At 44.9% G+C, this 26,705-nt stretch carries 26 protein-coding genes, 2 tRNA genes and 1 pseudogene; 21 read left to right on the top strand and 8 right to left on the bottom strand.

Translation table 11 applies throughout. From position 1 onward, the window contains the following. Window positions 1–71: 71 nt before the first annotated feature. The 12 genes from KJB05_RS10195 (at window position 72) to KJB05_RS10250 (ending at window position 9,281) form a co-directional block, all read left to right on the top strand. A complete protein-coding gene (locus KJB05_RS10195; RefSeq protein WP_065764179.1) occupies window positions 72–1,022 on the top strand; it encodes a site-specific integrase in 951 nt (316 codons plus the stop codon). A 122-nt stretch (window positions 1,023–1,144) separates the two neighbouring features. Then, window positions 1,145–1,480, top strand: a complete 336-nt coding sequence (locus KJB05_RS10200) for a hypothetical protein (RefSeq protein WP_226982083.1) — start codon at window positions 1,145–1,147, stop codon at window positions 1,478–1,480. Then, window positions 1,467–1,904: a hypothetical protein gene (locus KJB05_RS10205; protein WP_208446515.1), complete on the top strand. Its 438-nt coding sequence runs from the start codon at window positions 1,467–1,469 to the stop codon at window positions 1,902–1,904. The genes KJB05_RS10200 and KJB05_RS10205 overlap by 14 nt, the downstream gene beginning before the upstream one ends. Before the next feature lie 222 nt (window positions 1,905–2,126). Continuing rightward, window positions 2,127–2,765 (top strand): adenylosuccinate synthase, encoded by a 639-nt coding sequence (locus tag KJB05_RS10210; RefSeq protein ID WP_208446517.1) that lies wholly within the window; start codon window positions 2,127–2,129, stop codon window positions 2,763–2,765. A gap of 2 nt (window positions 2,766–2,767) precedes the next feature. Then, window positions 2,768–4,090: an ISL3 family transposase gene (locus KJB05_RS10215; RefSeq protein WP_208446516.1), complete on the top strand. Its 1,323-nt coding sequence runs from the start codon at window positions 2,768–2,770 to the stop codon at window positions 4,088–4,090. Window positions 4,091–4,552: 462 nt separating this feature from the next. Then, window positions 4,553–5,419: a recombinase family protein gene (locus KJB05_RS10220; protein WP_226982082.1), complete on the top strand. Its 867-nt coding sequence runs from the start codon at window positions 4,553–4,555 to the stop codon at window positions 5,417–5,419. Window positions 5,420–6,327: 908 nt separating this feature from the next. Continuing rightward, window positions 6,328–7,026, top strand: a complete 699-nt coding sequence (locus tag KJB05_RS10225; protein ID WP_208445538.1) for a Rha family transcriptional regulator — start codon at window positions 6,328–6,330, stop codon at window positions 7,024–7,026. Between the two features lie 47 nt (window positions 7,027–7,073). Continuing rightward, window positions 7,074–7,292, top strand: a complete 219-nt coding sequence (locus tag KJB05_RS10230) for a hypothetical protein (protein WP_065764181.1) — start codon at window positions 7,074–7,076, stop codon at window positions 7,290–7,292. Continuing rightward, window positions 7,270–7,650: a hypothetical protein gene (locus KJB05_RS10235; RefSeq protein ID WP_208445537.1), complete on the top strand. Its 381-nt coding sequence runs from the start codon at window positions 7,270–7,272 to the stop codon at window positions 7,648–7,650. The genes KJB05_RS10230 and KJB05_RS10235 overlap by 23 nt, the downstream gene beginning before the upstream one ends. Before the next feature lie 52 nt (window positions 7,651–7,702). Further along, on the top strand, window positions 7,703–8,323 hold the full coding sequence (locus tag KJB05_RS10240; protein ID WP_208445536.1) for a hypothetical protein: 621 nt from the start codon (window positions 7,703–7,705) through the stop codon (window positions 8,321–8,323). Then, window positions 8,323–8,625, top strand: coding sequence for a hypothetical protein (locus tag KJB05_RS10245; RefSeq protein WP_114092123.1), 303 nt, complete (start codon window positions 8,323–8,325; stop codon window positions 8,623–8,625). Before KJB05_RS10240 ends, KJB05_RS10245 begins: the two co-directional genes overlap by 1 nt. A gap of 107 nt (window positions 8,626–8,732) precedes the next feature. Further along, entirely contained in the window at window positions 8,733–9,281 is a 549-nt protein-coding gene (locus tag KJB05_RS10250) for an HNH endonuclease (RefSeq protein WP_208445535.1), read from the top strand. Between the two features lie 18 nt (window positions 9,282–9,299). Here the strand turns inward: KJB05_RS10250 and KJB05_RS10255 are convergent. The 3 genes from KJB05_RS10255 to KJB05_RS10265 all read right to left on the bottom strand — a co-directional run bounded on the left by KJB05_RS10255 (window position 9,300) and on the right by KJB05_RS10265 (window position 10,160). Beyond that, a tRNA-Val gene (locus KJB05_RS10255) sits at window positions 9,300–9,376 on the bottom strand. A 189-nt stretch (window positions 9,377–9,565) separates the two neighbouring features. Further along, a tRNA-Val gene (locus KJB05_RS10260) sits at window positions 9,566–9,642 on the bottom strand. 179 nt (window positions 9,643–9,821) lie between these two features. Then, window positions 9,822–10,160, bottom strand: coding sequence for a hypothetical protein (locus KJB05_RS10265; protein WP_009697431.1), 339 nt, complete (start codon window positions 10,158–10,160; stop codon window positions 9,822–9,824). Between the two features lie 170 nt (window positions 10,161–10,330). On the opposite strand from KJB05_RS10265, the gene KJB05_RS10270 reads away from it, so the two are divergent. Next, window positions 10,331–11,263: an alpha/beta hydrolase gene (locus KJB05_RS10270; RefSeq protein WP_208445534.1), complete on the top strand. Its 933-nt coding sequence runs from the start codon at window positions 10,331–10,333 to the stop codon at window positions 11,261–11,263. A gap of 108 nt (window positions 11,264–11,371) precedes the next feature. Here the strand turns inward: KJB05_RS10270 and KJB05_RS10275 are convergent, their stop codons facing one another. The 5 genes from KJB05_RS10275 to hppD form a co-directional block, all read right to left on the bottom strand. Further along, window positions 11,372–12,034, bottom strand: coding sequence for a DUF2726 domain-containing protein (locus tag KJB05_RS10275; protein WP_208445533.1), 663 nt, complete (start codon window positions 12,032–12,034; stop codon window positions 11,372–11,374). A gap of 197 nt (window positions 12,035–12,231) precedes the next feature. Next, entirely contained in the window at window positions 12,232–12,900 is a 669-nt protein-coding gene (gene maiA, locus KJB05_RS10280; protein ID WP_208445532.1) for a maleylacetoacetate isomerase, read from the bottom strand. Between the two features lie 20 nt (window positions 12,901–12,920). Continuing rightward, window positions 12,921–13,958 carry a fumarylacetoacetate hydrolase family protein gene (locus tag KJB05_RS10285; protein ID WP_208445531.1) on the bottom strand — a complete coding sequence of 346 codons (1,038 nt, stop codon included), beginning with the start codon at window positions 13,956–13,958 and terminating at the stop codon, window positions 12,921–12,923. 9 nt (window positions 13,959–13,967) lie between these two features. Next, entirely contained in the window at window positions 13,968–15,098 is a 1,131-nt protein-coding gene (locus KJB05_RS10290) for a homogentisate 1,2-dioxygenase (RefSeq protein ID WP_005427917.1), read from the bottom strand. Continuing rightward, window positions 15,091–16,164, bottom strand: a complete 1,074-nt coding sequence (gene hppD / locus KJB05_RS10295; protein WP_208445530.1) for a 4-hydroxyphenylpyruvate dioxygenase — start codon at window positions 16,162–16,164, stop codon at window positions 15,091–15,093. Before hppD ends, KJB05_RS10290 begins: the two co-directional genes overlap by 8 nt. 391 nt (window positions 16,165–16,555) lie before the next feature. On the opposite strand from hppD, the gene KJB05_RS10300 reads away from it, so the two are divergent. The 8 genes and pseudogenes from KJB05_RS10300 to KJB05_RS10335 all read left to right on the top strand — a co-directional run bounded on the left by KJB05_RS10300 (window position 16,556) and on the right by KJB05_RS10335 (window position 26,483). Continuing rightward, window positions 16,556–17,020, top strand: coding sequence for a TetR family transcriptional regulator (locus KJB05_RS10300; protein WP_208445529.1), 465 nt, complete (start codon window positions 16,556–16,558; stop codon window positions 17,018–17,020). A gap of 610 nt (window positions 17,021–17,630) precedes the next feature. Then, window positions 17,631–18,737 carry a M20/M25/M40 family metallo-hydrolase gene (locus KJB05_RS10305; RefSeq protein ID WP_208445528.1) on the top strand — a complete coding sequence of 369 codons (1,107 nt, stop codon included), beginning with the start codon at window positions 17,631–17,633 and terminating at the stop codon, window positions 18,735–18,737. Between the two features lie 317 nt (window positions 18,738–19,054). Further along, window positions 19,055–20,665: a peptide ABC transporter substrate-binding protein gene (locus tag KJB05_RS10310; RefSeq protein ID WP_208445527.1), complete on the top strand. Its 1,611-nt coding sequence runs from the start codon at window positions 19,055–19,057 to the stop codon at window positions 20,663–20,665. A gap of 164 nt (window positions 20,666–20,829) precedes the next feature. Then, a complete protein-coding gene (gene oppB, locus KJB05_RS10315) occupies window positions 20,830–21,750 on the top strand; it encodes an oligopeptide ABC transporter permease OppB (protein ID WP_208445526.1) in 921 nt (306 codons plus the stop codon). A 9-nt stretch (window positions 21,751–21,759) separates the two neighbouring features. Continuing rightward, a complete protein-coding gene (locus KJB05_RS10320) occupies window positions 21,760–22,692 on the top strand; it encodes an ABC transporter permease subunit (protein WP_208445525.1) in 933 nt (310 codons plus the stop codon). 9 nt (window positions 22,693–22,701) lie between these two features. Continuing rightward, window positions 22,702–23,685: pseudogene (locus tag KJB05_RS10325) on the top strand (oligopeptide/dipeptide ABC transporter ATP-binding protein). Window positions 23,686–23,694: 9 nt separating this feature from the next. Further along, window positions 23,695–24,690, top strand: a complete 996-nt coding sequence (locus KJB05_RS10330; protein ID WP_009697421.1) for an oligopeptide/dipeptide ABC transporter ATP-binding protein — start codon at window positions 23,695–23,697, stop codon at window positions 24,688–24,690. Then, a complete protein-coding gene (locus KJB05_RS10335; RefSeq protein ID WP_208445524.1) occupies window positions 24,687–26,483 on the top strand; it encodes an aminopeptidase P family protein in 1,797 nt (598 codons plus the stop codon). Before KJB05_RS10330 ends, KJB05_RS10335 begins: the two co-directional genes overlap by 4 nt. The last annotated feature ends 222 nt before the right edge of the window (window positions 26,484–26,705 follow it).

Here is a 26,705-nt window from a genome sequence, read left to right on the forward strand (position 1 = left end):
TACTCTAACTAGACACTGAGGTTATTTATCAAAGACTTAGGTTATCAACTGTATAACTTTAGTGTGAACGTATGCCAACAATTAGAAGACTACCATCAGGAAAATTTCAAGCCCAAGTTAGACTAGCCGGACACAAACCAAAGTCTAAGACCTTTGCTACAGAGGAAGCAGCCCTATCATGGGGAGAGCTTTTAGAGGGACAGCTTAAAACAAACCTATCTAGCCCTGACTCATACACTGTAAAAACACTAGGTGATATGCACCTTGCAACCCTTAAACCTGACACAGCGAAAACTTATGTATCTCGATTAGGTGCATTAGTTAACTTCTTCAAAGAGTTACCAATAGATTGCATTGAACGTTCACATTTATTGCAGTATTCAACCACCAGACAAGAGCTTGTAAAAGCAAGTACATGCAGGGCAGAGTTACAACTATTATCACGTGTAATTAAGTATGCAAGAACACAACACTGCATCCTAAATAAGCACGACCCATTCAAGGACTTTAGATATCCAGATGCAGGAAAGCCAAGAGAGCGCATCCTTACCGAGAACGAATACAACCGCATCTTGATAGACATTAGCCCTATCATGTTTCCTATTGTTGCTCTAGCTTGGGAAACGGGAATGCGCAGAGGTGAGATTCTAAGTATTACTAAGGATATGATAGACCTTGACAATAGAATACTTACTCTGACTCACACAAAGAACGGTCATAGCCGAACAGTACCACTATCGAGAAAAGCAATACAAATTCTCACTACACAGAGCAAGCTATGTGAACATGTACTATTTCAGGTTAAAAGGCATAGCGTGACAAGAGCCTTTAAACGTACTTGTGAAAGGCTAAATATTGAGGGTGTTTGCTTCCATACATTGAGACATTCCGCTATTACTCGCATTGCAAAGAAAGGTGTAAACACTCACCAGTTAAAAGCCTTTTCAGGTCATAAAGATACACGGATGTTAGAGAGGTACACACACATACAAGCTACTGATATCTTACACCTTGTTGATTGAACTGAAACAATAATGTGATGGTGTGGCGCAGATTAGAGAAGTTCAGCTTCTTCTGTATAGACATGTAGAAAACAGTTGATAGAGTCTCCTTATATGCACAGTAGTTAGTATGAGGTATGCTTGTGGCAAAGTTAGGTTATTGCTCTATCAACAATTTAAAACTCTCAAGTCGAAGTAAAGATGCAGTAAAAGAGATTCAGTATGTAGCAGAGCAAAGTAATTATCTTGTTATTGCTCTAGGCTCAGTTCCTATTCTAGATATTTTTCTAGGTAGAAGTCACGCCGCAGATAAATTAATCAACATTGCAGGTTATGACTGGGTAGAGTTTTCAAGGGTTGTTCAGGGAGCAGGAAAGACAACCAAAGAACGTATTAGGAAAATCGCCACAATGGAAGCTTTGTATAGTCATGGTGAAGAGGGAGAGTTTTGGAGGTGTGTTGCTGATGCGTCGTTATAGTATTTTCTTATTGCTTGTATCTTTTGCCTCGCAAAGTGCGACAACTTTTAATCAGGCACTTATCGAAGCAGGTGATGCGATTGAACGTTGTAACAATGAAATGACTGCAAATGTAGAACCGTTTCCTGTAAATGATTGGTTTAAGCGATTGTCTAAACTTGATAAGCGTTTAGTGATTGGTTACATCTCTTTGAGTAACTCGGAACAATGTACATCTCAAGAAATGGAAACACTAAGGGGGTTAAGTAATCAACTTACATCCCAACAGCGTGAGGCACTTGAAAGCTCATCAATATCAGAACCTTTCGAGTTTAGCGGAGATATCTCCCATTTAGATATGAATGAAATTAAAAGTATGCAAAAAGCGTTTCCTAAACCATTCGATACATTTCGTGTATTGGATGAGTTAGGGTTATGGGACTGACTTACTAGAGTTATGAATTTGTTGGCTACTTATTGATCAGGACTTTAAAATTTTATCCAGTATTGTCTCTGGTCTCTCTGCCCTCTGCCTGTCTGCGATTTCCCCCATAGGGTAGCCTAGTGTAACCTCTTGATTTTATGGGTATTCGTAAAATGATGTGTACGCAAGTCGATAACGCTGATACAGTTTAAAGGTGTTTAATTCGTAAAAGAGTGTGTATTGATGGCAAAAGAAATTACCCATAACGACTTATGTAAAAAAGCAGTTGGCTGGCTAAAGCGCTCGCATAGTGCTGGCGGTTGTGGATGCCCTAATGCGTTTTCAGAGGTGCAATCTGGTTCTAATGGTGGTGAAATTGTTGACGCGATCGGATTAAGAACCGCTTATGGAACTGAAACCATAGTCATAGAGGCAAAAGTTAGTCGTAGTGATTTTTTAGCAGATAGAAACAAGCCGTTTAGGGCTAACCCAGAATTAGGTATGGGTAATTTTCGATACTACATCTGCCCAGAGGGGTTAATATCTGAATCAGAACTTCCGAATAAATGGGGTCTTTTATATGTTGGTTTGAGAGGAAAGATAACCGTTGTTCGTGGTCATAGGTTAGGTAAAAGTTCTGATTGGAAGTTTGAATGCAATCGTGATGCAGAGCTTGGGATGGCTTCTCTACTTCTTGCAAAATCGGGGAACTTTGAACAGTTAAACGATGTTTTTCGATATAATCAACGACTTGAAAAGAAAGTAAAGGAGTTAGAGGCGAAGGTTCATGAACTTGAGTTCCCGAATAAAATGGAACAAATGATTAAAGGGCTTGAGGACTTAGCCGTATCTCAAAAACCTATCCCTCGCGTCTCTCGATAACCATGTTAAATCTCGAAAACCTAAAAGTGATTGAGCGTGAAGAATATGACGATCACTGTATATTCCACGCTCAATCTATATCCCCTAACCGCACTTGTTCCGAGTGCGGATCAATCAATACAGTAATCGTCGGCAAGGTAAACCAACCTTACAACGACACTCGTATGTACGGCAAAACCATCAAGATTCAATTCGATAGAAAGCGACTTCGCTGCAAGGATTGTAGCAAGACTCGCTTTGAACAATTGGACTGGCTCTCTAATGATTTTCGTATGACTAAACGAGCAGAAGACTACATCATGCGAATGTGTGGGAAAGTGTCGTTTACACATGTAGCCACTGAAATGGGTATCACCGAAGGCACTATACGTAACGTATTCGCCAACTACGTGGATATTATCGAAGGTAAGCACGATTGGCTTGCTCCTCGCGTTCTTGGTATCGATGAGACTCATTTCAGCAAGAAGATGCACCTTGTCATGACGGATATTGAGCGTAGAACCCTACTCGATATGCGTAAAGATAGATCTCAGGATGCCACTCAGAAAGCCATTATGAGGCTGAATGGATGGAAAGATATTGAGATCGTCTGTATCGATATGTGGCGACCGTATTACCGCGCTGTGAAACAGCTATTGCCTAATTCAGTTGTAGTTATCGACCGCTTTCACGTTGCCAAGATGGCTGGTGAAGCTATGGAGAAAGCACGTAAGGCGATACGAGCCGAACTATCAGACAAGGAGCGTAAGAAGCTCAAGAATGACCGAAAGATACTGCTTAAGCGTAGAGCAAACATCAAGGGCTTAAACGAGCTGGCGTCATTCCATTTCTGGACAGAGGAATACCCAACGTTGATGGAAGTGTATAACGCTAAAGAGGCTTTTCTCGATATGTGGGATATGCCTACCAGAAAAGAAGCTGAGGACTACTGGGAGAACTGGAAAGCAGTATCTACACCACCTGTCAGAAAATACTTCAAAGACGCCATACGAGCCGTTGATAACTGGCATGAGCCTATCTTTAATTGGTGGGACTATCCTTACACCAACGCAGTTACGGAGAGTCTGAACAACACAATCAAGGGTGTGTTTAGGAATGGTCGTGGTTATAGCTTTGAAGTGCTTAGAGCGAAGCTGCTTTACAACAAAGGCGGCTTGGAAGTGTCAATGAAGTCCTTGAACAAACCAACCCATGATCCACTGTTCGAATTGTTGAAGAAAGACGATCCAAAAGTAACAATGCATGGCTTAAGACATAGAGCCTTTAAAGCTCTGTTTAGAGACATGGTTACTTTGCTTGAAAAACAACCAAATACACACGAATAGGGTTTGTGAAGTGTGGGTATCAATTCTGTATGTTTATTAATCGATACTCACACTATTTCGAATACCCGATTTTATTAGGGGTTACTTCTTCTCTCTCTGCAGTGTAAGTCATTGATTTATCTAGTTTTAGGCTACACCTTGCTTGGTGTATGTCTTGTACATAGGGCACAGCGCTAGTCTTGGTTGTGTACCTCTAAGTAGAGTGAAGATGCAGAGGTACAGCTTACACCTATCATGCACAGGCTTACCTACTCACTACCTACTGCATACACTCCATGCATTTGCACTGCCTCTTACGCATCTATCTACTTGTAGTCTACAGCCAGTACAACCAAAGTTTACACCTGCATTTTGTCCGAAACAGTACATGCATTTACGGTCAATGTCCGAAAATAAACATTGACAGTTTCGGTCATTATAATTAGTGTGTGTCCATAACTTAACAGATACGGACACTCAAACATGACTAAGCAACTGCATAACCTAGCACAAGAAGTATCAGATATTGCGAACGCAGGATACACAGCTAAAGATGGTCACAAGGAACTAAGCAAGCTAAAGGAACAACTAATTTCTCTAGGTGATAAGGACGTAGTTAGAGAGTTAGAGGTAACTATGAGCAAACGTAATAGAAGTAACTTTAAAGCTGCTTGTGCATTCCTTAGTACTTGTGTGAACGACGCAGAGAAAGCCCTAGCCAACGCAGAACAAGGAGAGAAACACCTAGACCTAGTTAACCATGAACCACAGGGACAACTAATAGGCTTTGCACGTGTATCGACTAAGGGACAAGACCTAGATGACCAGTTACACAAGCTAGAGCTAGCAGGATGTAGCAAGGTGTTTTCTGGTAAACACTCAGGTAAGGCAGACGTAAATAAGGCAGCTCTTGAGGAACTAGAACAGTATGTCAGAGAGGGTGACACAGTAGCAGTCACTAAGCTTGACCGCCTAGGGCGCAGCACTTCACAAGTTATTACTTTAATTGAACGTCTACAGTCTAAGGGTGTACACGTGAAGACATTAGAGCAAGGCATTGATACCAGTAAGCAAGATGCTATGAGTAAGGCTTTCTATCAAATGATTATGGTATTTGCAGAGATGGAAAGAGCAATGATTGAGTCACGCATGACAGAGGGCAAGCAAGCAGCAGTAAGAAGCGGTAAGCACACAGAGCAGAGCGTTAAAGGTGGTAGACCAAAGAACTACACAGAAGCGCAAGCCAAAGAAGTGTTAGAGCTACTTGATAAGGGACAGTCAATTCTAGGAATCTCTAAGGCAACGGGTATTAGCAGACAGAGCATTTACAGAATCAAAGATGGCAAATAGCAGGTACAGGACAGCGAGGAGATGCAGAGGGTTAACCTATTAATGCTACAAATCAGCTTTGAAATGGATTCTAAAGCCCTTTCCATCAAAACCCGAGCCAATATATTACAGAGTGGAACTTCCCTGTGAGGGATCACACATCCCCAAATTAGGGAAGCAATCTAACACGTTAGACTTGTGATTTAATTATTCACACATTGCATTTCAATCAAAGAGAAATTATGTAATACATTGATTTTAATGACCATTTTAATTACACAACAGTATTGGAGGAATAGAAAGGAAAGAAAAGGAATTAAAGGTATTTATAGGTATTACATGTATTAAAGGCTTTATACTCTTCTTCTTTCTTCTATAAGAGAAGAGAGATATAGAATTAGGTATTACGAGTGAATACCAATCTCAACCAAGTATCTCAATCCTCGTTATTCAGAGTTAAATCGCATCAACTCGCTGACGCATCTCACTAGCTGCCATGCGCCCTCAAATCGCTCACATAGTTTTATCTCAATCAATCCGATAATTGCATGAGCCAATCCTAAAGGCTCTCACGATGCTGCACAGTTCTAGCATAGCTGTACTAGTTGATAAGTACAAGGCTGTGATATCTGTACTTGGTAGTTCTAATCAATACCGAATGAAATCACACAGACTTCCCACCTTTTGACCGGATAACCCACTTAACCTATTTACCCAACAGTATTGGAGAAAGAAATTTTTCTCTTTATCAATCTTTATCACTTGAGTATCCAAATGCTCAATCTTTATCAATCAACAGAAACCCATTAATAAATTCATCCTTGATTTGCCGTAATAGTTTGCCTTGATGGTGGGCTGTTTCTGGGCTGTTTCTGGGCTGTTACGGATTTGGACTTGTTGAGGGTGAATCTATTAGAGGAAACATCATTATGACTCAAACTAACTTACTTAATACTCATAGCCTCTCAATGTCTTCTATTGAGATTTCAGAACTTACAGGCAAAAGACACGACAATGTTACAGCCGATATCCGCAAGCTACTTGATGCGCTCCAACTTCACGCTCCTGACTTTTCAGGAACGCAAGTATATGGCAACAACAACACACGTGAAGTCTTCTTATTAGACAAAGATCTAACTATGACTTTAGTCAGTGGCTACGATGCTAAGTTGCGATTCAACATAGTAAAGCGTTGGCGTGAACTGGAAGAAGCAGCAAACCCAAGCTTTGAACTTCTAACGGCTGAGCAGTTAATACAACGTGCTTATGATTTGAAATCTCAAGAAGCAGATGAGAAGTCAGACGACACATGTACACCTACTCAACTAGCATCTTTAGTGCAGAAGCTTGGCAACTTCAAGAACGTGACAGCAGAAGCAATGAACGTGACTTTGTGCAAGATGGGCTTTCAAGAACGAACAAGAACGGCAACAGGTGTTAGCTACCAACTGACCCAGAAAGGGCGACAGTATGGTGTGATTGCATCGGGTAACGCTCGTAATACTTTCATCCATTGGAGAACTGCCACGGCTAAAGTCATCTATGACTGGCGACAACAGCAAGCCATTCCTATTGGTCAGCAACAAATGCGAACCATTAAATCTACTCGCCCTAACTTCCACATCTAAATCAAATCTAGCAAAGAACAACTTTCAATTACATAGGACATTGACTAATGACCACCGACAAGAACAAGCCACGTACTGGGCAGAGCATCGACTCTAAAGTGAATCGAACTAATAAGCGCAGAGCCAAGCGTCAAGCCTCACCATTTCAGCGCATCAAGTTGGGAGTCTCAGCATCAGCTTATGTACCCAGTGAACACATGCAACAGATGCAGCAATCATCAACCTTAAAGGAGGTCATGAACCATGCACACAGATTTAAAGAGTAACCGACACAAAGCACGAACACTTAGCGGTGAACCTGTTAACACTTGGAACGTAGACGCAACCAACGCAGGGAGCAAGGGACTGCGTAAACATACAGCAGAAGACTACGCCCTAGCCAAGCACGAACTTAGCGAACCACTGGCAGCAGCAGAGCAAGCAATAGCAAAGCGTGATGTAGACGAGCAAGTACGAATCAAGATGGATAAGCGTGTATCAACCTTGAAAGCAGCGGGTTACAGCACTTCAGAAATTAAAGAGATTTTCGCCACTGGCACATGTAAGCGCATTGAATCAGACAAGCAGCGCACAGCAGATGCAGTAACAGAGACACGCACAGGCTTTAGCATTAAGCCATGCTAACCACTTCTAACACCTAACGAATAACTAACCACCATCAAAGGAGGCAACCATTATGTCACTATCATCTTTCCACATGAACGACAAACAAATCGCACTAGCACCAATCGAGGGCTTAACCTCAGCGATGGAAGCAGTAGCCAAGCGATACACTGGCGATAGTAAAGCAACTACTGATTTCTTGATTGAAGCAGTTAACAACATCTCAGATGCAGGAGCAGCACAGACAGGTTCTATGCGTTTTCAATGGCAAGGTAAGCGAGGTGCTGCATTTATTCGCATCGTTGAAGGCATGAGCCAACACAAGCTAGACCTTGAGACATTAGCAACCTGTGAGCACATCAACCGCCTTAATGGTGTACTACGCAGCGTAGGAGCGCACCAAGTTAACGGACGCAAGACCATTGCTAAACATGCACAAATTAATGAGCAATTACTTGCTCGTAATATGGAGGTGTTCGCAATGCTTGCCTACTACACCAAGCTGATGCATGAACACACCACCAAGGAACACAAAGCGCAACACATTGAAGTCACTAGCCTAACTAACCGATTCATTGAGCTTCATGCCCTTGTATCCAGTGGCAAGGCTAAGCCAACCGATGTTAAAGAGTTCATTACTGTGTCACGTAAGATTGATGCTCTTGATTCTGCAAAGTTTGCGGAGGCTTGCTAATGGAAGTTAACCAGAACGTAGACCACAGCAAAGGTGTTACCAAGCTGCAACCATCACAGCTAGCTAACTCTAAGTTGCTTGATACTTCTCGCATCGTTGATATGGACAGAGGTCTAGATATGACGGACAACATCAAGAACGATCTAGCAGGACGCAACGCATACCGAGCCACTAAAGGTGAACAGCCTAGACACTTGAGCCATGCACTGGGCGACCTACTGCAAAGCGGTGTCAACCTAGGTCTAGCAGGTAAGGACTACAAGCCAACAGCAAGCAACGTCATGATGCGAGCACGTGGTTAACACTTAATTATAGACTGGCTCAGATTTGAGCTGATGTGCATACATTGCCCTTGCATCTCTTCGGAGTTGTGAGGGCTTTTTACGTTATAACCAGAGGAAAACACAAGATGGCAACCATTAAAGAAATACGTAGACGTTTTGAACTAGCACCAGAGTTACCTAGTGGATTAAGAAACAGAATCACAATAACTAGCAGAACAAAGGCAGGAATGATGGCAGGTTCACTAGGAGATAGTTATTACCGAGTGCAAGTACAAGGTAAGAGTTACAGCAATACTCATATCATTGCTATGTTAGCGGATCTTCCGAGATGGCAAGAACTGAGAAGAAACTGTAAACGAGGTAAAGATGTAGAATTAGTCGTTGACCATATAGATGGAAATACAATGAACAACGCATCTAGTAACCTACGAATCATTTCTAATCGTGAAAACGTACTAGCAGGATATAACACCAAGAAAGGCACTAGCCGTTATAGGGGAGTCAGTTGGAGTAATAAGGAAAACAGATGGAAAGCATTTATTAGATGCCCAGACACAAAGCGCAATATTTATCTAGGGAGTTTCAACCAAGAACAAGATGCATACAAAGCATACACAATTAAAGCTAAGGCTCTTTACCCTGATGACAGTATGGATTTGAAAATATATAACTAGCGAGATGCTAAGGGGAGATGGTGGGTCTTATCGGATTCGAACCAATGACCTTCTGGATGTCGACCAGACGCTCTAACCAACTGAGCTAAAGACCCACTATAATTGCCGTTCACAGTCTCTGTGCACACTTCTGTGCATTCACACTAGGAAATGTGTTAAACTACTTTCCTATCAACAACCTAGGTTAACCTTAGTTATCATGTCAAGGTAGTACTCTAACCAACTGAGCTACGGACCCAAATTTTATGTTCGGCATACTTTGGTTTTAGTATGGCTTTAAGGAGTGGTGGGTCCGGGCGAACTCGAATCGCCGACCCCTACCATGTCAAGGTAGTACTCTAACCAACTGAGCTACGGACCCATTCCTTAAGAACGAGAAGGATATTAGCCATATCCTATGAGGGGTGCAAGCATAAATTCATTAACTTTGAATCGTTTGGCGAAAATCTAAACTCAACACCCGTTTTCAGACGATTTTATCGTCAAGCCTCAACTTGAGTGAGGTTAAAAGTGTGATCTACTTAACTTTTGTGTTTTGGGTTAATTGTCGTAAGGCACTTCACTGAGCATCCAAATTTGCAAAACTTGCGATACGTTTGGGCAATCGCCAAACAAAATTTGGTATTTAGGCTCGAACGGTTCACCAATAAACGTAGTACGAATCAGTTTGCCCGTTTTAAGATCCACTTGAGTACTGACTCGCCCTTTAAAGTTTTGGAAAATCGCAAACTGCTCACTGTGGTAAACCATCTGCTCACGATAAAACAAGAAATGGTCCTGAGGTGTATCAGTTAATTGGCATTCTAGTGGTTTGAGTGACTGCTGTGCATGACTACTGAACGTGAGTAGCAGCGCTGAAAGAATCCATCCATATCGCATAACGCTTCCCTATTCTTCTTTCTTTACCAAAGTATAGGAGCTACCAGAACGGATGCTGATAAGTGTTGCGAAATGCTATTTTTAATCTTCATCACACATTTAATCTGTATGTATATACATGTCTTTTAATTATTCTATGATTCGTCGATTTTTTCGTTAAGAGTTAAAAAATGATCCAAAATCTTGAGCCTGGCATTCGAGAGTTAGTAGAAGAATTCCAATCCAATGGTAAGCCTTGCCCTTCAAAACAAACTATTGCTGAGCGACGAGCTGGTTATCTCAATAGCACCGTATTAGCGGGTGAAAGCCCTAAACCAGAAAGAGAATTCTTGGATGTAGTGAATGGCATTCAGGTCAAAGTGTATAAGCCAACTAATGAAGATAACTTACCGTTCACGATTTATTTTCATGGTGGTTGCTTCATCAGTGGTGGCTTTGAAACGCATGACGCTCAGTTGAGACAGATTGCCGTTCAATCCAACTCGATCGTCATCTGTATAAAGTATCGACTCGCACCAGAATACACATATCCTGCCGCGCACGATGACGTATACCAAGCTGTACTTGGCATTAAAGAGCAAGGACATAAATATGGCGGGAATCCAGAACGAATGGTATTTGTGGGCGATAGTGCCGGAGGCCAATTAGCTTTAGCGACGACGTTAAGGCTTAAAAAATTGACCACTTGGTTACCAGAACAACAAATCCTGATTTACCCAATGTTGGATCCAAAAGGCAGCTCTCAGAGCTACAAAGAAAACGGCTCTGACTACATCATCACCGCAAACATGCTTCTGTCTGGTTTTGATTTGTATACCAACAACGATCCTGAAGTGCTTTCTGAGCCGGACCTAAACCTCATGAGCGCAGACTATCGAGGATTACCTCCTACGACCATTATCACTGCGGAGTTTGATCCTTTACGTGATGAGGGCGAAACATTACACGAGTTAATGCTTGCTCATGGTGTAGAGGTAAATTGTGAACGCTACTCAGGCGTTATCCATGGATTCTTTCAGCTCTCTGGAGTAAGTGAGTCTGCAAAGCGCTGTATCGCTTCAATTTCAAAACAAATCAAAACTCGCAGAGCTCCAATCGCTTAATTCGGTTTGCTTCGCTTCACTCTTATTAAGTCGTTAAACCGCGCAAAAAAAGGCTTCAACCAATCCAGTTGAAGCCTTTCTCTATTTCAATATCTGGGAGCGAATTGTTTATTCGTCTTCGGTATCAAACACTACATTGTAGTTTTCGGTGTAGGTACAGTTTGGTTGACGGCTACAAGTGAAGAAGCGTCGGCCTTTAAACTCACCTTGGCTTGCGGTTCTGATGATCATCGGACTGCCACACTTTTTACAAAAGCGGACTTCTTTATCCGGTTCAATCAGATCAATGTGTGCCGCCAATAAACGACGTAAACGCCCTACTTGGTAGCTGTGTTTTACCGATGCGCCAATCAAAGGAAGGTTTGCCGATTTACACACGTGCATCAGCAGTTTTTGGCGCTCGACTTTGCCTTTATGCAGCTGCTGACCGTTATCAAGCTCAATAATTACACGTGGTTCAAGCGTTCTAGGATCGCAGATAACGTAGTCGAAGTAGCTGCGTGAAATTCGGTTACTGGCAATGAAGAACTGCTTTTTGTTCTTAATCTCTTTTGGTGCGATCAACGTTGCCATGTTTACTTTGGCAAACACCACAGCATGATCGCCAACCGCCGCTCTTAACGCATTAAAAAACGCCCCTTCTTGCCCTTTTAATAAAGGACCTTTCGAACGGTATGGGGAGTCTCGCGTGTCATCGTTTTTGATCACGTACTTTTGAATGATAAAGAAGAAAACAACAAGTAGAACAACAATGATAAAGATGTTGGTCATAGATAAAGTGCGCCCAAAACAACTAGTTGCTCAAAGCCTAAATGGAAATTTTAACCAGAGCAACAAAACCGATAAATTTTGCGGGGTGATAATAACAGTAGCCAACGTTTTGGACACGATTTTTACGTCAAGTTGAGAGAACAAAAACGGACTCCATTAAGAGCCCGTTTGTTAATCATTAAGATGTAGAGAGAGTGCTAGCTGTTCGCGTCAGGTTGGTTCTCTGGCATGGCATCAATAAACGCAGGTAATTGATTACATGCTTCTACAATCGTGCTAATTACCGGATAAGGAGTCATATCCACTCCAAAACGTAACGCGTTGTACACTTGAGGCACTAAGCAAATATCAACAACAGAGGGAGAGTCAGTCACACTGTAGATACAGTTTCCATGTTGTTGTCGATGCTGGTTTAGCTTCTCTTCTAATGCCATAAAGCCTTGATTTACCCAATGATGAATCCACTCGACTTTCGCCTCTTGATCACACGACAGCTTCTCTTCTAGGTACTGCAATACGCGCAAATTATTGAGTGGATGGACCTCCATCGCGATATCCTGAGCCATAGCCAAAGTTTGGTAACGAAGTGGCGATGGTCCTGGAACCACTGGAACTTGCGGATACTGCTCATCAAGATACTGAATGATGGCAAGAGATTGGTTGAGTTGAATATCACCATCCACCAGCACTGGCACAAGCTCAGAGGCGTTTAACTCATGATATTCCGCGCTGTGCTGCTCGCCGCCATTACGCACCAAATGAACCGATTTGGACTCGTAGTTCAGTTCTTTTAAGTTCAAACAAATGCGCACTCGATAAGCCGCCGAGGAGCGCCAATAACCATAGAGGGTGATGTTATCGCTCATACTTCCCTTGCCCCTCACTCTCAGTGTTTTAGGTATTGGCTGACTTGCTGATCAATCGCGCCAAAGATCGAGTCGCCATCTGCGTCAAACATCTCAAGCTTGATAGAGTCACCAAACGACATAAAGCTCGTCGACGGTTTACCATCACGAATGGTTTCAATCATGCGCACTTCTGCAATACACGAATAACCTACGCCCCCCTCTTCGATAGAGGTACCGTGCTCCGTGCCTTGTTTGTTCGATACTGTACCCGAGCCAATGATTGCACCTGCAGAAAGTGGACGTGTTTTGCTGGCATGGACAATCAAATCAGCGAAATCAAACGTCATGTCTATGCCTGCATTTGGGCAGCCAAATGGCGCGTTGTTATAGGTTGAAACCAAAGGCAAATGAACTTTGTTTTCATACCATGCTTCACCCAGTTCATCTGGCGTTACTGCAACAGGAGAAAACGCCGACGACGGTTTTGATTGGAAGAAACCAAAGCCTTTCGCCAGCTCCGCTGGTATCAAACCACGCAACGACACATCGTTAACGAGCATGATAAGACGAATGGATTCTTGTGCTTCTGCAATGCTTGCTCCCATCGGCACGTCACCGGTGATCACGGCAACTTCACCTTCGAAGTCAATACCCCACTCGTCGCTGGCAAATTCGATGTTGTCGCAAGGACCGATAAATGCGTCAGAACCACCTTGATACATCAAAGGATCGGTCCAGAAGCTTTCTGGCATTTCCGCACCGCGCGCTTTACGCACTAATTCGACGTGATTGACGTAAGCACTGCCATCCGCCCATTGATAGGCTCGAGGCAATGGTGATGCTAGATAGTGGGATTCAAACGCTTCACTTCCTGAAACCGAACCATTGTTTAGCGCGTTATAAAGCTCTTCCAGTTGTGGAGAGACTTTACCCCAGTTATCCAATGCCACTTGCATGGTGGGTGCTAGATGCATCGCGTGGAAAATTTCGGTTGCCGGAACGCATTGTTTCAAGTCTTTGCTCACGACCATCAACAGACCATCGCGAGTACCATTTTTCTTGGTTGCTAATTTCATCCTTGCCCCTTACTTCTCTTGCCAGCTATAGACGTATTCTTTGTTTTCAACCTTATCGAGCTCGTCAGAAAACTCGAGTGCGTGGCGCGTATCAATCATCACTGCCACTTCATCGGTAAACTTCTTCTTATATTCCTGACCTGCTTTGAACGCTTTCGGGTGCGGACCGTGGGTAAAGCCTGCTGGATGGAAAGTCACCATGCCTGCTTCGATGTTGTCACGGCTAAAGAAATCCCCTGCGTGATAGAACAAGACTTCGTCATAATCGTCATTGTTATGATAGAACGGCACCTTTAGTGCGCCAGGGTCGCTTTCGATTGGTCGAGGTACAAACGTACACACCACGAATCCAGCACCAACAAATGTAGTGTGGGCAGAAGGCGGTAAGTGATAACGATGCGACATCAAAGGTCGAATATCACGCCAGTTCACCTTCACCACAGCCAAATCACCGTGCCAACCAATCGCATCAAGCGGGTTGAATGGATAAGTAATCACGCTGACTTTGTCATGGCGCTTCACATGAACTTGAGTTTGATCTTCTGAGTATTGCGCGCGGAATTCGTCATTGATTGACGGTGTTTCCAGTACGGCTGGGTCGAATACAGCGTGATTGCCCACCATGCCTTTTTCTGGCAAAGAATAAGCGGCATCGGTGTTTTCAATCATCAGAACAAACATTGGTTCGCTTGGTTCTAATCTCCAACTGGTCGAGCGTGGGATCATCACGTAATCACCTTCGCTCACTTTGAGATGACCATAATCGCAGTAAAGGTCGGCAGTTCCGTGATGGATGAATAACAGTTCATCGCCATCGGCGTTACGCACCAAGAAGTCCATCTTCTCGTCCATACGCCATACACGGATCTTACAGTTGGCGTTGTGTAGAAGATGCGGCACTGCCCAAGGAGAAATCTGACTCGCCGTTTCGACTAGGTTGAAATCGAACGCGCGCGGACGTAAATCGCCTTCCCACTCAGACCAACCTGTCGGTGCGTGTTGATGATGAAAGTGTGCCGCAGGACCGAAGAATCCACTTCGACCTGCTTCACGTTCGTAAATTGCCTCTTCCGGGAAATCAGCATGTGCTTGCTTGGAGCACACTCCCTCCCGATGAGGGAATGTGATCCATTTATGCATCGCTTAGTACTCCTCGGCGAATTTGGTCTTCTTCAATCGATTCAAACAACGCTTTGAAGTTCCCCTCACCAAAGCCTTCGTTGCCTTTACGTTGAATGATTTCAAAGAACACAGGACCAATTACGGTCTGGGTAAAGATTTGCAGCAAGATGCCGTCTTTGGTCGGCGCGCCATCAATAAGAACTTGTAGATCGCGCAGTTTGCTGACGTCTTCCCCGTGTCCTTTTACGCGCTCGTCGACTTTCTCGTAGTACGTATCTGGTGTCGGCATAAAGTCCATGCCACGATTGCGCAGTGTTTGAACGGTTTGGTAGATATCATCGGTGGTCATCGCGATGTGCTGAATACCTTCTCCGTTGTATTCACGGATAAACTCTTCAATCTGCGACTTATCATCAGAAGACTCATTGATTGGAATGCGGATCTTGCCACAAGGGGCGGTCATTGCGCGGCTAACAAGCCCAGTTAGCTTGCCTTCAATGTCGAAGTAGCGAATCTCGCGGAAGTTACCAATGCGCTCGTAGAATCCTGACCACACGTCCATGTTGCCTTGCTTCACGTTGTGGGTCAGATGGTCGATTTCGTACATACCAACGTCTGCTTTCGCTAAGCGCTCTTCTGCATCATCGTAGAAACGGAAGTCGACATCGTAAATGCTTTGTTTGCCGTAACGATCCACGAAGTACAGAAGGCTTTCACCAATGCCGTAAATTGCGGGGATACTTAGCTCCATCGGACCGATTTCCGTTTTGTACTCTTCACCGCCGTTATCCAGAGCCTGCTTGAGTGCTACGTTCGCGTCTTGCACACGAAAAGCCATGCCACAAACTGAAGGACCATGAACTTTAGCGAAACCTTCTGCCTGACTGTGCGGCTGAGCATTAACGATAAAGCTGATGTCACCTTGTCGGTACAGCCAAGCCTCTTTAGAACGGTGTTTTGCGATCTCTGCAAAACCCAACGAAACAAACAGCGCTTTCAGTTGTTCAATACCTTCGCTATCCGCCGCTGTGTATTCCACAAATTCGAATCCATCCGTGCCTAATGGGTTGTAGGTGTCCACCATGACTTTCTCCTTATGTCATTGTTGTGTTTGAACATACGTTCTCGTTCGATATTTCTAACTTGGCGCAGGAGGAGAAAAATTGGAATACATGAGTGGAAATCTGGCTTTACGCAGTTTTAAACGGCAGTTGTAAAATTTATGTTACACACAACTTTGTAATAGCAAACGTTTACGACAATTATATGGAAAGCGAGCTATATCAATGCATTATCATATCCCGCATCAATTTACACACCACAGCAAGATGTAAACAGATTGTTACCATGGCGAGTATTTTGGGCAGTAACGCGCATTTATCATTCAAACAAGGTCCCGTTAAGGATATTTATATGGAATGCAAGACGATAAGTGTTAGTATCGTTTTTTTAACCACAACATTGGCAAATTAGTTATGGCACGCCGAACTCACGAAGATACCCAAATTACGATCAACACCATTCTCGATGTCGCGACAGAGCAACTGATCACGCTTGGCTACGAGAAAATGTCTTACACAACGTTGAGCGAGCAATCGGGAATATCGAGGACGGGGATAAGCCACCACTTTGCAAAGAAAGCCGATATTCCGCGCGCTCTGCAAGGCAGACTGCTAAAAATGTTGATGGATAAGCTCGAGCTGTCCGGTAGCGAAGAGGCATTTGTCAGTAGTTGGAAGCAACATTTCGAAGATCCTGAATTCATGGCGATCTGGCGCTTGGCATTCTTGATGACCGTTTGCGAGCACCACACTCCTTACCTCAAAGACTTTCAAAACCAGGTAGAGGCAGTGGCTTCTTACAAGTTGCACAAAGATAGCCAGCGTACGGTTGAGTGGTTAATTGGATTAACCCTGCTAAGCATTCATCGATACGAATAAAATCAAATCAATAGTGAAGCCGAGTACCCTACTCGGCTTTTTGCTTTCTTGGGGTTTTGAACACATAAAAACAAAAAGTAAGCAGCATTGAAACTAAAGCGACCGAACCCTTTGCAGAGTTCGGTCTATCCAGAAAGGCAGTGCGAAAGGACATGAATAAACAGAGATTGTATTAATCCACATTCGTGATATCGCTTCAATAAATAGAGGGTAAATTACAATCCGCTCTACACATATACTGCTAACTTTTCATCAATTACAAAAATAGCTCGACTCTGTACATAAATACTGAAGTACTTCAGGTAAATCAGAGACTTTCTCAACTTATATAGATTCGTTAAAAGCTCACACCGTTCTTCTGCGTTCTATTCCCGCTAACACTGATTTGATACGTAGCTCTTACCCTCGTGTTTTCCTATCTCTAATTTACTTTCGTGACCGCCGCATCAGATCCGGTAATTCACAGGTCAGAATAATGTCAGGCAGAGGTGTTTTTTGATTCAAGACAGTTTTCACATGGATTAGCTGTGTAATAAGAGGTGTTCTGTTCCCTTTCGGGCTCGCACTCTATACCGCTGCGGTCTCGACCAAGAAAGAAAGAGACATCCAAATGACACAAATTAATCAAGAACGTCTAGTTGAACATTTCTGCCAACTGGTTCGCATCGACAGCGAATCTATGAATGAAAAACAAATTGCAGAAACTCTGGCTGAGCAACTGGGCGAACTAGGCTTTACGGTTCACAAACTACCAGTACCAGAACACATTTCTAACGGCTTCAACGTGTACGCACGTCTAGAGGGTAAGAAAGAAGGCTCTATCCTAATGAGCTGCCACATGGATACAGTAACGCCTGGTATCGGTATCGAGCCAATCATCGAAGATGGCATCATTCGCTCTAAAGGCAATACGATCCTAGGTGGTGACGACAAATCAGGCATCGCAGCGATCATGGAAGCGGTTCGCTGCATCCAAGCTGAAAACCTAGAGCACAAAACGTTAGAGCTTGCTTTCACTGTGCATGAAGAAGGCGGTCTGTTCGGCTCTGAGTACTTCGACATGACGCACGTAACGTCTAAAGAAGCGATCGTACTGGATACTGGCGGTCCTATCGGCACTATCGTAACAGCAGCACCTGGTCAGCAAAAAATCGTTGCTACAATCAAGGGCCGCCCAGCGCACGCGGGTCTAGCACCTGAAGAAGGCATCAGCGCAATCATGGTAGCGGCAGATGCAATCAACCAGATGAAGCTGCTTCGTATCGACGAAGAAACCACAGCAAACATTGGTATGGTAAACGGCGGTCAAGCGACAAACATCGTGATGCCAGAACTGAAGATCGTTGCTGAAGCACGCTCTCTAAACGGTGAGAAGCTAGAAGCGCAAGTGAACCATATGATCTCTACCTTTAAGTCAGTATGTGAAAAACACGGCGCAGAAGTTGAAATCGAATCAAGCCGCGCATACGACGCATTTGTTATTAAAGAAGACAATGCTCACGTATCAGCAATCAAAGCGGCATTTGCTGACATGGGCATCGATGCATTCACAAAAGGCACTGGTGGCGGTAGCGACGCAAACAACTTCAACAAGAAAGGTCTAACAACAGTAAACCTTTCTACTGGTATGGCGAAAGTGCACACCACTGAAGAATTCATTGCCGTTGACGACATGGTGAAAATCACTGAGTTCGTTAAACACTTCCTAGTGAAATAACCTTGAGAATAAAGCGCAATTTGCGCTGAATTTGAAATGCTAACACTGATCCCCTTCTTGCTTCGTGCATGAAGGGGATTTTTCGTTTCTATCCGCTTTACTCTCTTCATTCTCTCTTTACCCTGCCTTCTTAGCAGAGAATCTGACTATGCCAAGTCGGCATAAATTCACGAATTGAAATTCTACTGGCTCACTTTTTGAGACCAAAAAGCTCAGCTTCTAACACCCTGTTACAGGTATGTTAAAACTCGATTGTGTGAACAATTTATACAATATACATTCAACTCACCTTCAAGGATGAATCGAGTGAGGAAAGGATGAAACTACCTAAGCTACTTTTGTTGGCATCTGTGATGAGCCCAATGTTTGCGGCTTCGACTTATGCCGTGCCGTACCCATCGGGCGTGACACTCGCCGAAGCACAAGAGATCACGCTTAATAACGGTGCAGAAGTGACGTCTATCGATCCGGCAAAACAAGCAGCTGAGCCCGCATTTAACCTTGGTCGAGACTTGTTCGAAGGGTTAACGATTCAAGACAAACAAGGAAAAACCATTCCCGGCGTTGCGAAATCTTGGTCGGTGAACGACAACAATACGGTCTACACCTTTCAGCTTCGTGATGCAAAGTGGTCGAATGGTGACAATGTCACTGCACAAGACTTTGTCTACAGTTGGCAGCGCTTACTCGACCCCAATACCGCTTCCCCATATGCTTGGTTTGCCGCGATTCCAAACATCCAAAACTCGCAAGCGATTATGAAAGGCGAAGCAACACCGCAAACACTTGGCGTAAAAGCGCTAGACGACAAAACCTTCCAAGTGACGCTTGAAAAGCCGATTCCATTTTTTATCAAGCTGCTTAGTCATCCGGTTCTTGCTCCGGTGCATCAAGCCACGGTTGAAAAATACGGCAGCAACTGGACGCAACCAAAACACATTGTTACTAATGGCGCGTTTACCGTTTCTGAGTGGAAGGTAAACGAAAAAATGGTGATGGTGAAAAATCCATATTATTGGGACGCAAGCAACGTCGTGTTGGATAAAATCACGTGGCTGCCGATTGGTGATGCCAATGTTGTGCTTAATCGCTATTTAGCGGGGGAAATAGACCAAGTGATGTCGATTCCTTCTGCGCAAAAGAAAAAGCTGATCACCAAGCTGCCACAAGAAGTCGCAGACACCAGTGCGTCACTTGGCTCGACGTTTTATTACCTCAACACCCAGCAGGGACCAACCAAAGACCTGCGTGTTCGACAAGCCCTATCCTATGCCATTGATCGCAAGATCTTAACCGATGCGATTTTAAGAAACGGTGGTATCCCAATGTTTACCTTGGTGCCGCCACAAACCGATGGCTTTCAATCACACATCCCAGAATACGCGACATGGACAACGAATCAGCGTATCGACAAAGCCAAATGCTTATTGGCACAGGCTGGTTATAACAAAGCGAATCCACTCAAACTCACTTTCACTGTTCCTACCTTCTCTAAAGACGTGAAAATGGCAACAGCAATGGCAGGCATGTGGAAAAGCCGCTTAGGCGCGCAAATCACCATTAAACAACTCGAGCCTAAAGTGTTCTACGCATTAAAAGAACCAACTGAAATCACTCGTGGCGGCTGGACCGCAGACTACAACGAAGCTTCAACATGGCTCGATATCTTCGTCTCCAATGGCGAGTACAACGATTCACGCTATAACAACCCCAAATATGATGAGTTGATGTCGCGTTCTAAAACCATGAATGATCCCTCAAAGCTGTATCTACAAGCAGAAAGCATGCTGATTGAAGATATGGCGATTATCCCGGTTTACCGTCCAGGCAACGATCAATATTTGATCAAGCCTTATGTTGGTGGCTACGAACGTACTAACCCCGAGTCCTCGTACTACCGCAAGAATGTCTATGTGAAAGTCCACTAATGGCATGCTTTCGGCCTGAGTCGGCTCGGTAACACACACTGACATTGCGAGTACATGGCATATCGTGTCGAACTTCTCTTCTCTCGGTGATGAGCTCAGGCCAATTTTTTTCTCTTTCTCGACGTGACGACATGTGACGTCGAATGACCAAAGGATGATGGATCATGATTTGGTACATTCTCAGACGATTAACCATCGCGATTCCGACGTTGTTATTTATCGCTTTGGTCTCTTTTTGGTTGATGCATATCGCACCCGGTGGACCGTTTGACATGGAGCGGCCTATGCCGGAAGTGGTTCGCGCTAACATCGAAGCCAAATTTCACCTCGACGAACCATTTTTGGTTCAGTTCTGGATTTATATTACCAACTTCGCTCAAGGCGATTTAGGACCAAGCTTTGTCTATCAAGACTTTACGGTGACTCAGTTGGTCGCTCAATCTTGGCCGGTCTCTGCCCTGCTCGGCGTTCTGTCTTTTTGTATCTCAGTGCCACTTGGCATGTTGCTCGGCACCATTGCTGCGTTAAAGCGCAATAGCCGCTTAGATTACGGGTTGATGACTCTTTCCATGACGGGTGTTGTTGTGCCAGCTTTCGTCCTCGCGCCAGTATTGGTGACGATATTTGCGATTCATTTAGGTTGGCTACCTGCCGGTGGTTGGGAAGGAGGACAACTCGCTTTTCTCGTTCTACCAGTGCTAAGTCTTGCGATTGGCTCTATCGCCAGTATTGCTCGTGTTATGCGCGGCGCCATGATTGAAACACTGAATCAACCTTATATTCGTACTGCAAAAGCCAAAGGGTTATCGACCGCATACATTTTGTTCCACCATGCACTGCGACCGTCATTAATCCCCGTCGTCGCCATGCTGGGTCCAGCTTTCGTCTCGGTTGTCACAGGTTCGGTCATCATCGATATCTTTTTTGGTACTGGCGGTATGGGGCAACACTTTGTCTCCGGCGCACTGAATCGCGATTACGGCTTAGTCATGGGTATTACTCTCATCGTTGCTTCACTGACGATCTTTTTCAATCTTGTGGTCGACTTGCTCTACACCGTTATCGACCCGCGTATCCGAGTTTAGGAGCCGAGCATGTTATCGATTAAAAAGCTGGATACTCAATCCTTACAAGACCGAGTTGTTGATAATATCGAAGCCATAGAAGGTCGCAGTCTGTGGCAAGACGCGTGGACTCGCTTTCGCAGAAATCGCGCGGCAATGACCTCCGTTTACGTGCTGGCGTTCATCATCTTGTGTATCACCTTTGGTCCTTCACTTGCTGCCTTTGGACATGATGAGATTGATTGGGACATCCTTGCTGACCCGTACGAGTTAGGGAAACCTTCTTTGAGCAGTGGGCACTATTTTGGTACCGACGACCTAGGACAAGACCTGTTTGCCCGCACGATGCAAGGTGGTCGCCTGTCGATTTTGGTGGGCTTTGTTGGTGCCTTGGTTGCCGTTGTGATTGGCACCATTTGGGGCAGTATTTCCGGCTATCTTGGTGGAGTGGTAGACAGCGTAATGATGCGTATCATCGAAGTGCTCGACTCAGTGCCATTTATGTTCATGGTCATCCTGTTCGTGACCTTATTTGGCAACAACATCTATCTGATCTTTATCGTGATTGGCATGGTGTCATGGCTGGGTATTGCCCGAGTGGTACGGGGCGTAACCTTCGGCATCAAAAAGCGCGAATTTATTGAAGCAGCACACTCCATTGGCGTATCTAAATTCACCATTGTGCGCCGTCATGTGTTGCCAAATGTGCTTGGGATCGTGATGGTTTATTCGTCCTTAATGGTGCCCGGCTTCATCATGTTTGAATCCTTCTTGAGCTTCTTAGGCTTAGGTGTTCAACCGCCAGACACCAGTTGGGGAATCTTGATTTCAGAAGGCGCAAAAACCATCGACGTGGCATTGTGGATGCTACTTTTCCCATCGCTGTTTTTGGTCGCTACCCTGTTTTGTTTTAACTTCATCGGCGATGGCTTACGCGACGCCCTTGACCCGAAAGATCGATAAGGACTTCCCATGCTATCAATTGAAAACATGAACGTGCGCTTCGATACGCCAGACGGACAAGTGCAAGCGGTCAGCAACCTCTCCTACGCGATTCAAGCGGGAGAAACGCTAGGCATCGTTGGCGAGTCCGGCTCAGGTAAAAGCCAATCGGTGTTTGCGCTAATGGGGCTAACAGCTGATAACGGTAACGTCTCGGGCGAGGCGCGTTTTCATGGCGAGAACTTACTCGCGATGTCGAAGAAGCAGCTCAACCGCATTCGCGCAGAGAAAATCGGCATGATCTTTCAAGATCCGATGACCTCTCTTAACCCATTTATGAAGATTGGCAAACAGCTCAGTGAAGTGCTGATGGTGCACAAAGGAATGAGCCGAAAACAAGCCATTGCAGAATCCATTCAGATGCTGGATGCGGTGCGGATTCCTTCTCCGGAAACGCGCATGAACCAATATCCACATGAGCTTTCTGGCGGCATGCGCCAACGTGTAATGATTGCTATGGCGTTGCTATGTAAACCTGAGTTACTTATTGCCGATGAGCCCACAACCGCACTCGACGTGACAGTACAAGCGCAAATCCTGACGCTATTGCGTGAGTTACAACAATAGTTCAACACCGCCATCTTGCTCATCACTCACGATATGGGCGTGGTCGCTGAAATGTGTGACCGAGTTTTAGTCATGTACGGCGGACAGAAAATGGAACAAGCCGATACGGACACCTTATTCGCCCAGCCAGCTCACCCGTATACCCAAGGGCTTCTAAAGGCGATCCCATCGATTACCGAAGACATGCTTCGTTTACCAACTATTGCAGGTAACCCTCCAAGCGCTTTGATCAATCACAAGGGCTGCCCGTTTAGAGATCGCTGTGACTATCATGAGCCACGTTGCCAAACACAAACACCTCGGTTCGCTCCCCTTAACGGACGCCAATCCATCGCCTGTCATGTCAAAGCGCAAGGCAGTATTTCTCTTATTCATCAATCGGCTTAAGGAAACGTTATGACCCAGCAAGAAGTGTTATTGTCTGCCCGCGACCTGAAAGTCCACTTTCCAGTATCGCGCCATATCATTCCTAGTCGAAGAAAGATCGTCAAAGCGGTGAATGGCATTGACTTAGATGTGTACCGAGGCGAAACCCTCGGCATTGTAGGCGAATCCGGTTGCGGAAAGTCCACATTGGCGCGAGCCCTACTTCGTTTGGTTGAGCCGACACATGGCACCCTGACGTGGAAAGGTGAAGATATGCGTGGCTTTGGCAAAAACGCACTCGCCCTTCGTCGTCGCGAATTCCAGATGATATTTCAAGACCCGTCAGCCAGTTTAAATCCGCGCTTAACCATTTCAGAATGCATTGCCGAACCACTACTAACGCATGAACCGAGGCTTAAACGCGCCGAAGTTGAAAAGCGAGTCATCGCCATGATGGACAAAGTAGGACTGCTCGCAAGCCAGCGTAACCGCTATCCGCATGAGTTTTCTGGTGGTCAGTGTCAACGTGTCGGCATCGCACGTGCGTTGATTCTTAATCCTGACTTGGTGGTATGTGATGAACCTGTTAGCGCACTTGATGTGTCCATTCAGGCGCAAGTGATCAATCTACTCGATGACCTCAAACAAGAAATGGGACTGACACTGGTAATGATTGCTCACGACCTTAGCGTGGTACGTCATATTAGTGATCGCGTAATGGTGATGTATCTGGGTAAGCCGATGGAAGTCGGACGTTACGACCAAGTATTTGATGATGCTAAGCACCCTTATACTAAAGCGCTGCTTTCTGCTGTGCCAATCGCCAACCCTCAATTAGCACGCAACCGCGAGATCCAATTGCTGCCCGGCGATCTCCCTTCCCCGCTCAGCCCTCCGAGCGGTTGCGTCTTTCGAACCCGATGCCCAGAAGCAACCCAACTCTGCGGGCAACAAAGCCCTGCAAAAATCGGCTCTGAGCAACATCATATCTATTGTTCAAACATGATTTCAGGAAGTCTTTCATGAATACAACAAACTCGGTAAATCAACGCCTTTCATCGCTGCGAGATGCGATGGCAACTTATAACGTTGCAGCCTACATCGTAACAAACAACGATCCTCACAATAGTGAATACTCTGCGGATCATTGGGCAGGTAGAACATGGATTTCTGGTTTTACCGGTTCGGCAGGCAACGTTGTAATTACCACTCAAGGCGGTGGATTATGGACCGATGGTCGCTACTACATTCAAGCTGAAGAACAGCTTCATGGTACTGGACTCAACCTATTTAAAGCGCGTCAACCAGAGACGCCAAGTATTCCCAAATGGTTAGCCAGCACGTTAGAAGCCAACAGTACCATCGCGGTAGATGGGCGCTCTATCAGCTATGTATTTTACCAAGAACTCAAACAGGCGCTTGAGCCCAAAAACATCCAGATTATCCTCGATCTCGACTTACTGACACCAATCTGGAATGACCGCCCTAGTAGACCAACTGAAAAGATCTTTGAGCACCCTGTCGCCTTTGCCGGCATAGAGACCAAGCAAAAGCTGACTGACCTTCGCTCTTGGCTTGGCGACAACCGCGTTGACGGTTTGTTGGTGTCAACGTTAGACGATGTAATGTGGACGCTAAATATTCGCGGCGCAGATACTCCTTACTGCCCAGTATCTGAAGCGTATCTTGTAGTGGAACAAACGCGCGCGACCGCATTTATCGACAAGGCGAAGTTGCCTGTTGAGATAGAAAAGCAACTCAACGAGCAAGGTGTCAGCGTTCGTCATTACGACTACGTGAGCCAATATTTGAATCAGCAATGTGAAGGGCTTTCTCTTGCGTTTAACCCAAGCTACACCGACAGTTTATTGGTCAGTGCAATTGAGCAAAACGTTTCACTAAAGCCAATGGCTTGCCCGGTCACCGACATGAAAGCCAGCAAAAACCCGACCGAGCTAGCCAATCTCGAACAATCATTGAAGGACGATGGTGTGGCAGTTGTCAGGTTCATGAGTTGGTTAGAAGACCAAGTCCCAAGTGGGCTTGTTACTGAATTGTCTGCTGAGGCGCAGTTAAAAAGTTATCGTCGTCAAACTCGCCATTATGTGAGCGACAGTTTTCGCACCATCGCAGGCTTTGCTGCCCATGGGGCCAAAATGCACTACGCCGCCGATGAAGAAAGCAATGCCGTCGTTAACGAGAACAACTTCTTTCTTGTCGACTCTGGCGGTCAGTACCTTGGCGGCACTACAGATATCACCCGTACTTTTCATTTCGGGTCACCGACCATTAAACAGCGCAAAGACTACACCTTAGTGCTCAAAGCGGTCATCCGACTGACTCAGACTCGATTTATGAAAGGCTCTACGGGTGCCAATCTCGACATCATGGCTCGCGGTGTGTTGTGGCAGCATGGCATCGATTATAAATGCGGCACGGGACATGGCGTTGGCATTTGCTTAAATGTTCATGAGGGTCCACAAAACTTTTCGCAAAGCCATCGCGAAGTGGAACTGAAACCAGGCATGGTGATCACCAACGAGCCGGGCGTGTATCGCGAAGGTGAATACGGCGTTCGTATCGAGAACATCATGAAAGTCGTGGAGGTCGAGCAAAACGAATTTGGCACATTTTACGGTTTTGAGACCATTACCCTAGCCCCGATAGCCACCAGCATGCTCGATATCACCTTACTTAGCCAAGACGAGGTGGATTGGTTAAATCACTATCACACGCAGGTTTACAAAGCACTCAGCCCATCATTAGATGCGCATGACAAAACTTGGTTACAAGGTGCAACCCAGATGGTTGAAAAATAGCGCTTTTTTCATCTCTAATTTCATTTTCATTTCAAACTCTTGTTAACTTCAAATAACTTAGTTTGATTGCCAGTCCTCGGGCTGGCTTTTTTCTTCTCGCCGATTCAATCCTCGCTAAAAATCCCTTTTTTCTTAGAACAACATGCCATTCGCATACATAGGAAACGTCATTTTGTATAGATAGATAAATACGAATTTGGACATAAGATACCAATCTAATTT

The sequence above is a fragment of the Vibrio sp. B1ASS3 genome, from assembly GCF_905175355.1.
In the GTDB taxonomy this organism is placed as follows: Bacteria; Pseudomonadota; Gammaproteobacteria; order Enterobacterales; family Vibrionaceae; genus Vibrio; species Vibrio owensii.

Bases quoted from the DNA above. Each gene is read 5' to 3' on its own strand.
- KJB05_RS10240 (WP_208445536.1), top strand. From the start codon at position 7,703: ATGTCACTATCATCTTTCCACATGAACGACAAACAAATCGCACTAGCA.
- KJB05_RS10195 (WP_065764179.1), top strand. From the start codon at position 72: ATGCCAACAATTAGAAGACTACCATCAGGAAAATTTCAAGCCCAAGTT.
- hppD (WP_208445530.1), bottom strand. From the start codon at position 16,164: ATGGTGGACACCTACAACCCATTAGGCACGGATGGATTCGAATTTGTG.
- KJB05_RS10275 (WP_208445533.1), bottom strand. From the start codon at position 12,034: ATGACCAACATCTTTATCATTGTTGTTCTACTTGTTGTTTTCTTCTTT.
- KJB05_RS10230 (WP_065764181.1), top strand. From the start codon at position 7,074: ATGACCACCGACAAGAACAAGCCACGTACTGGGCAGAGCATCGACTCT.
- KJB05_RS10215 (WP_208446516.1), top strand. From the start codon at position 2,768: ATGTTAAATCTCGAAAACCTAAAAGTGATTGAGCGTGAAGAATATGAC.
- KJB05_RS10265 (WP_009697431.1), bottom strand. From the start codon at position 10,160: ATGCGATATGGATGGATTCTTTCAGCGCTGCTACTCACGTTCAGTAGT.
- maiA (WP_208445532.1), bottom strand. From the start codon at position 12,900: ATGAGCGATAACATCACCCTCTATGGTTATTGGCGCTCCTCGGCGGCT.
- KJB05_RS10245 (WP_114092123.1), top strand. From the start codon at position 8,323: ATGGAAGTTAACCAGAACGTAGACCACAGCAAAGGTGTTACCAAGCTG.
- KJB05_RS10330 (WP_009697421.1), top strand. From the start codon at position 23,695: ATGACCCAGCAAGAAGTGTTATTGTCTGCCCGCGACCTGAAAGTCCAC.
- KJB05_RS10320 (WP_208445525.1), top strand. From the start codon at position 21,760: ATGTTATCGATTAAAAAGCTGGATACTCAATCCTTACAAGACCGAGTT.
- KJB05_RS10270 (WP_208445534.1), top strand. From the start codon at position 10,331: ATGATCCAAAATCTTGAGCCTGGCATTCGAGAGTTAGTAGAAGAATTC.
- KJB05_RS10300 (WP_208445529.1), top strand. From the start codon at position 16,556: ATGGCACGCCGAACTCACGAAGATACCCAAATTACGATCAACACCATT.
- oppB (WP_208445526.1), top strand. From the start codon at position 20,830: ATGATTTGGTACATTCTCAGACGATTAACCATCGCGATTCCGACGTTG.
- KJB05_RS10205 (WP_208446515.1), top strand. From the start codon at position 1,467: ATGCGTCGTTATAGTATTTTCTTATTGCTTGTATCTTTTGCCTCGCAA.
- KJB05_RS10285 (WP_208445531.1), bottom strand. From the start codon at position 13,958: ATGAAATTAGCAACCAAGAAAAATGGTACTCGCGATGGTCTGTTGATG.
- KJB05_RS10210 (WP_208446517.1), top strand. From the start codon at position 2,127: ATGGCAAAAGAAATTACCCATAACGACTTATGTAAAAAAGCAGTTGGC.
- KJB05_RS10250 (WP_208445535.1), top strand. From the start codon at position 8,733: ATGGCAACCATTAAAGAAATACGTAGACGTTTTGAACTAGCACCAGAG.
- KJB05_RS10220 (WP_226982082.1), top strand. From the start codon at position 4,553: ATGACTAAGCAACTGCATAACCTAGCACAAGAAGTATCAGATATTGCG.
- KJB05_RS10305 (WP_208445528.1), top strand. From the start codon at position 17,631: ATGACACAAATTAATCAAGAACGTCTAGTTGAACATTTCTGCCAACTG.
- KJB05_RS10310 (WP_208445527.1), top strand. From the start codon at position 19,055: ATGAAACTACCTAAGCTACTTTTGTTGGCATCTGTGATGAGCCCAATG.
- KJB05_RS10335 (WP_208445524.1), top strand. From the start codon at position 24,687: ATGAATACAACAAACTCGGTAAATCAACGCCTTTCATCGCTGCGAGAT.
- KJB05_RS10290 (WP_005427917.1), bottom strand. From the start codon at position 15,098: ATGCATAAATGGATCACATTCCCTCATCGGGAGGGAGTGTGCTCCAAG.
- KJB05_RS10225 (WP_208445538.1), top strand. From the start codon at position 6,328: ATGACTCAAACTAACTTACTTAATACTCATAGCCTCTCAATGTCTTCT.
- KJB05_RS10235 (WP_208445537.1), top strand. From the start codon at position 7,270: ATGCACACAGATTTAAAGAGTAACCGACACAAAGCACGAACACTTAGC.